Genomic DNA, 5208 nt, shown 5'->3' with positions numbered 1-5208 from the left:
GATGCGGTCTATGGCGCGCAGATTGTCGAGCTGGTCGATCAGGGCATGATCGAGCGCGCCCACGGCAGGGTCGCCCTCACCCCGCGCGGGCGCATGCTCGGCAACCAGGTCTTCCTACGTTTCCTGTAGGGACGCAGCGTGCTGCGTCTCTACAGGATCCTGCGCCCCCTCAAGCACCAGCATTGTCCCGGCGGTGACGCAGAGCGGGATGGCCAGCAGGTTGAGCAGGGGGATCGAGCCGAGGAATGCCGCTAGCAGGCCGAAGCTCGCGCTGGCCGGCAGGTTCTGGCGCACGACGCCGAGCTTGGCGCGGAAGCGCAGGCGGTGCCGCTCCAGGGGCGCGTCGAAGAAATCCAGGCAGGCGATCAGCGCGCCGAGTGCGACGGCCACCGCCGTCGCCAGGATCGTCCCCGCCGCCGGGATGAGGTTCAGCAGCAGGCTAGGCAGGCCGATCGCCATGGCGAGCAGCAGCTTCTTCAGCTCAAACAGGAGCGCCCGCGAGATATCGTAGGCCACGCTGGCGGGGGTCAGCGGCGTCTCCGGCATCGGCCGGCCGGTGATGATCTCCTCAAGCCGCCCGGCGAGCTGGCCGTACCAGGGCGCGCCGAGCACCACCCCGAAGCGCACCATCAGCCAGCCCACCCCGATGGCCAGTGCGATCACATAGAGCACCCTGGCGATAAACTCCAGGGTGGTGGCCAGCGCCCCGCCGGCCTGTCCGATCTGGTCGATCTGGCGCAGCCCGACCATGGAGAGCCCGGCGTAGAGCGCCACGCCCACCACCAGATTTAGTAGGATCGGGATCAGCACAAAACCCCAGAGCTCGCGGTGACGGCGGAGCATCACCAGTGCGCGCACAGGATAGCGCAAGCCCGCAAGCAGATTCACCGCTCCCCCTTTCTTCTCCGATCTCCCCACCGCCCGCGTGCGCCCGCAGGCGCCCCTGGGAATCGATCATGCATCATCCATTATCCGGCTTCAGGCCAGTGATCAGGCGCACGCCGCGATCATAGGCAAAGTAATTATAGGCTCAGTTGAGCATCACGCGCACCCAGTTGCGGAAGCCGACCAGGAACAGCAGGTGGACTATAACGCATAACAATCGGATGATGTCGTGCTGGGCTATTGTTCATGTTTGCACAAAGTCGTGGTACCATAGGATTGCCAATCTATTGCACTGCTTTTTGCGCAGTATCGATCAGCTCAGTCACGCATGCTTTGTTGCGAAAGCTTTGCATAATATGCAAATCTGCGCATGGTCTCCATGTGTCAATCTATTGGATAGGGTGCGGTATATTGCGGTCGGACGGACTTTGATTTTCATCGCATGGGCCTTCGGTTGACACAAAAGACAAGCAGTTCTATAATGCGGTCAGTCTCCACCTTGCACAGGCACCCATAAGAAAGTCACGAGGATGGGTCAGATCTTTCCACGAAACGCGAATCTGCTCATTCGTCTGAGCATTTTCGCAAGCCTGCTCCTTGCCGTCGAACTGACGCTGATCCTAGGCGTCTACTTTCGGTCGAACTACTTCCGTCAGATCAACGTCGCGGTGCAGCAGCCAGTTCCGTACAGCCATCAGCTCCACGTCGGGGTGCTTGGTATCGACTGTCGCTACTGTCATGTCTCTGTAGACAAGTCGTGGACGGCAAACATTCCGGCCACAGAGACATGCATGACCTGCCACTCGCAGATCAAGACCGACAGCCCGAAGCTCGCGCCGGTGCGTGAGAGCTACGCCACTGGTGATCCAGTCGAGTGGATACGTGTCCACAAAGTGCCCGACTTCGTCTACTTCAACCACTCGATCCACATCAACAAAGGCATCGGCTGCTCCGAATGCCACGGGCAGGTGGATACGATGGCTGTGGTTTGGCAAGCTCAACCGCTGTACATGGGCTTCTGCCTGAACTGCCACCGTAACCCGGAGCAGTACATCCGGCCGCGCGACGAGGTCTACAACATGGACTACGTGCATCCGGCGGATCAGCTTCAGGTCGGTGCTGATCTTGTCAAGCAGTATGGCGTGAATAACGACAAGAATCAGCTCACCAACTGCTTTATCTGCCACCGCTAATGTGTTGAGATGTGTTGCCTGATGTGTGCGCCCCGCGCCGCATCAGGCATCAGGCATCAGGCATCATCAACTGATATGACAAACTCCAAGCTGAACCCTGACCTCGACGCCGTTCGCGAGAAGTTGCACAACGCCCGTGGCCCACAGCTTTGGCGCTCGCTTGAGCAGATGGCCGACACGCCGGCATTCCGCGAGCTTGTAGATCGCGAGTTTCCACAGGGTGCCGCTGAGCTGAATGACCCGGTGAGTCGCCGCAGCTTCCTAAAGCTGATGGGCGCTTCCCTGGCGCTCGCCGGCATCAGTGGCTGCACCTACATGCCGCGCGAGAAGATCGCCCCCTTTGTACACCAGCCCCTCGGCCGGGTTCCGGGCGTGCCGATCTACTATGCCTCGTCAGTGCTGCTCAACGGCTTCGCCACTGGCGTGCTGGTTCGCTCAAACGATGGCCGTCCCACTAAGATCGAGCCGAACGCGAGCCATCCCGGCAGCGCCGGCGGCACGGATCTCTTCGTACAGGCTGAGATCCTGACGATGTACGACCCGGATCGCTCGACGCAGGTGCTGAACACGGGCTCCCCGAGCACCTGGGGCGCGTTCACCGGCACGCTTGCGAGCGCGATGCAGGCCCAGGCCGCATCCGGTGGTGCCGGATTGCGCCTGCTCACGACCACTGTCACCTCGCCGACCCTGGCCGACCAGATCAGCCAGCTGCTGGCGAAGTACCCGCAGGCACGCTGGTACCAGTACGACCCGATCAACCGCGATAATGTCTACGAGGGCGCGCGCCTGGCCTTTGGCGAGGATGTGACCACCCGCTACGATTTCAGCAAGGCCCAGGTTGTCGTTAGCCTCGACGCCGACTTCCTCTCCCCCGGCCCTGGCTTTGCCGCCTATGCCCGCGCCTTCGCCGATGGCCGGCGGGTGCGTAAGGATAGCGGCGAGATGAACCGGCTCTATGTGCTTGAGGCGACTCCCTCGGGCACCGGTGCGACGGCCGACCACCGCATCCCTATGCTGGCCGGCCAGGTCGCTGGCTTCGCCCAGGCCCTCGCCGCGCGCCTCGGCGTGCCCGGCGTGAGCGCGGGGCCGATCGCCGAGGCGGCCACCCGCTACCTGGAGGCGATCTTCGAGGATCTGGAGGCGCACAAGGGTAGTTCCCTGGTGATTGCTGGCGACCAGCAGCCGCCAATTGTCCACGCCCTGGCCCACGCGATCAACGCCGAGTTGGGCAATGTCGGCACCACAGTGATCTACACCGACCCGGTCGAGGCTCGCCCGACGAACCAGACGGCCGAGATCGCGAACCTGACCAATGAGATCGCCGCTGGCCAGGTTGAACTGCTGGTGATCGTTGGCGGCAACCCGGCCTACAATGCCCCCGGCGACCTGCGCTTCGCCGAGCGGCTGGCCCAGGTGCCGCTGAGCGCCCACGTGAGCCTCTTTAACGATGAGACCTCGGCGCTCGCCACCTGGCATATCCCGGCCACTCATAGCCTGGAGAGCTGGAGCGATGCCCGCGCCTATGAGGGCACCGCCGGGATTATCCAGCCGCTGATCGAGCCGCTCTTCGGCGGGAAGACCAGCCACGAGATCCTCGCCGCGCTGCTCGGCCAGCCAAATGCCGACCCGCTCACGCTGGTCCAGGGCTATTGGCAGAAGCAGCTCAGCGGTGACTTCAACGCCGCATGGCAGGGCGCACTCTCCACCGGCCTGATCGCCGGCACCGCCGCCGCCACCCGCACGCCCACCCTCAGTGAGGGCGGCCTCGGCGGCGCGGCCCCCGTCCCCGGCGAGCTTGAGCTGGTCTTCCGACCCGACCCGTCGATCTGGGACGGGAGCTACGCCAATAACGGCTGGCTGATGGAGCTGCCCCGCCCACTGACGAAGCTCGTCTGGGACAACGCGGCCCTGATGAGCCCGCGCACGGCGATCAAGCTGCTCAACCTGCCTTTCAACGCTGATCAGCTTGTCGGTGGCACCGTCGAGAGCGAGCACTACCTTGAGCAGCTCAGCCAGGTCAACGGCAAGGTGGTGCGCCTGAGCTACCGCGGCGGCAGCATTGATATGCCGCTCTGGTTGCTCCCCGGCCACGCCGAGAACTCGATCACGGTTGCCTTAGGCTATGGGCGGAGCGCTGCCGGCGCGGTAGGCAACGGCGTGGGCGTGAATGTCTACCCGGTGCGCACCAGCGACGCGCTCTGGTTTGGCACGCTTGACTCGGCCACTGATACCGGCGGCAACTATCTGCTCGTCTCCACCCAGGATCACTGGACGATGGAGGGGCGCGATATCTATCGGGTCGGTAACTTTGAGGAATATAAAGCCGATCCAAAGTCTATCAGTAAGGAAGTCTACCAGGAAGAGTATGGCCGGGACACGCCAGACTACGAATCATTGCAGCCGAGCCTCGATTACACGACTCATAACAACGCCTGGGGGATGACCTTTAACCTCAGCGCCTGTATCGGCTGCAACGCCTGCGTGGTCGCCTGCCAGGCCGAGAATAACATCCCGGTGGTTGGGAAGGAGCAGGTCTCAGTCGGGCGCGAGATGCAGTGGCTGCGGATCGACCGCTACTTCGCGGGCGAGGATCTGGATAACCCGGACACCTACCTCATGCCCATGGCCTGTATGCAGTGTGAGAAGGCACCATGTGAGCTCGTCTGCCCGGTGGCCGCCACCGTACACGACTACGAGGGTCTCAACAATATGGTGTATAATCGCTGCGTCGGCACAAAGTACTGCTCCAATAACTGCCCCTACAAGGTGCGGCGCTTCAACTTCCTACAGTACACCGATCTTCACACGGTCACGCTTCAGCTGTCCCGCAACCCCGATGTCACGGTGCGTAATCGTGGTGTCATGGAGAAGTGTACCTACTGTGTGCAGCGGATCAGCGGCGCGCGGATCGAGGCGAAGAAGGCGGCCGTCGCAGCGGGGAGCGATAAATATACGTTCGCCGATGGGGCGATCGTCACCGCATGTGAGGCGGCATGCCCGACTGAGGCGATCGTCTTCGGCGACCAGAACAACAGCGCGAGCCGCGTGGCATCCTGGAAGAGCGAGCCGCATAACTACAATCTGCTCGGAGAGCTCAATACCGTTCCCCGCACGACGTACCTGGCCCGTA

3 protein-coding genes are annotated in these 5208 nt (G+C 62.6%); 2 read left to right on the top strand and 1 reads right to left on the bottom strand.

Going from position 1 to position 5208, the window contains the following annotated elements; genetic code table 11:
• Positions 1 to 114: 114 nt before the first annotated feature.
• Positions 115 to 888, bottom strand: coding sequence for an EI24 domain-containing protein (locus K2Z83_RS06685; RefSeq protein ID WP_370650085.1), 774 nt, complete (start codon positions 886 to 888; stop codon positions 115 to 117).
• Positions 889 to 1415: 527 nt separating this feature from the next.
• Here K2Z83_RS06685 and K2Z83_RS06680 point away from each other — a divergent pair.
• Both K2Z83_RS06680 and K2Z83_RS06675 read left to right on the top strand, forming a co-directional pair.
• On the top strand, positions 1416 to 2078 hold the full coding sequence (locus tag K2Z83_RS06680; RefSeq protein ID WP_220594388.1) for a cytochrome c3 family protein: 663 nt from the start codon (positions 1416 to 1418) through the stop codon (positions 2076 to 2078).
• Positions 2079 to 2153: 75 nt separating this feature from the next.
• A partial coding sequence (locus K2Z83_RS06675; RefSeq protein WP_220594387.1) for a TAT-variant-translocated molybdopterin oxidoreductase occupies positions 2154 to 5208 on the top strand: 3055 nt, incomplete at its 3' end.

The organism is Oscillochloris sp. ZM17-4, from assembly GCF_019599295.1.
Lineage (GTDB): Bacteria > Chloroflexota > Chloroflexia > Chloroflexales > Chloroflexaceae > Oscillochloris.
Note: the sequence above shows the minus strand (reverse complement) of the source record. Positions and strands in the feature narration are given on the sequence as shown.

What these genes read in the sequence shown, in the direction of transcription:
- K2Z83_RS06680 (WP_220594388.1), top strand. Translation starts at nt 1,416, where the DNA reads ATGGGTCAGATCTTTCCACGAAACGCGAATCTGCTCATTCGTCTGAGC.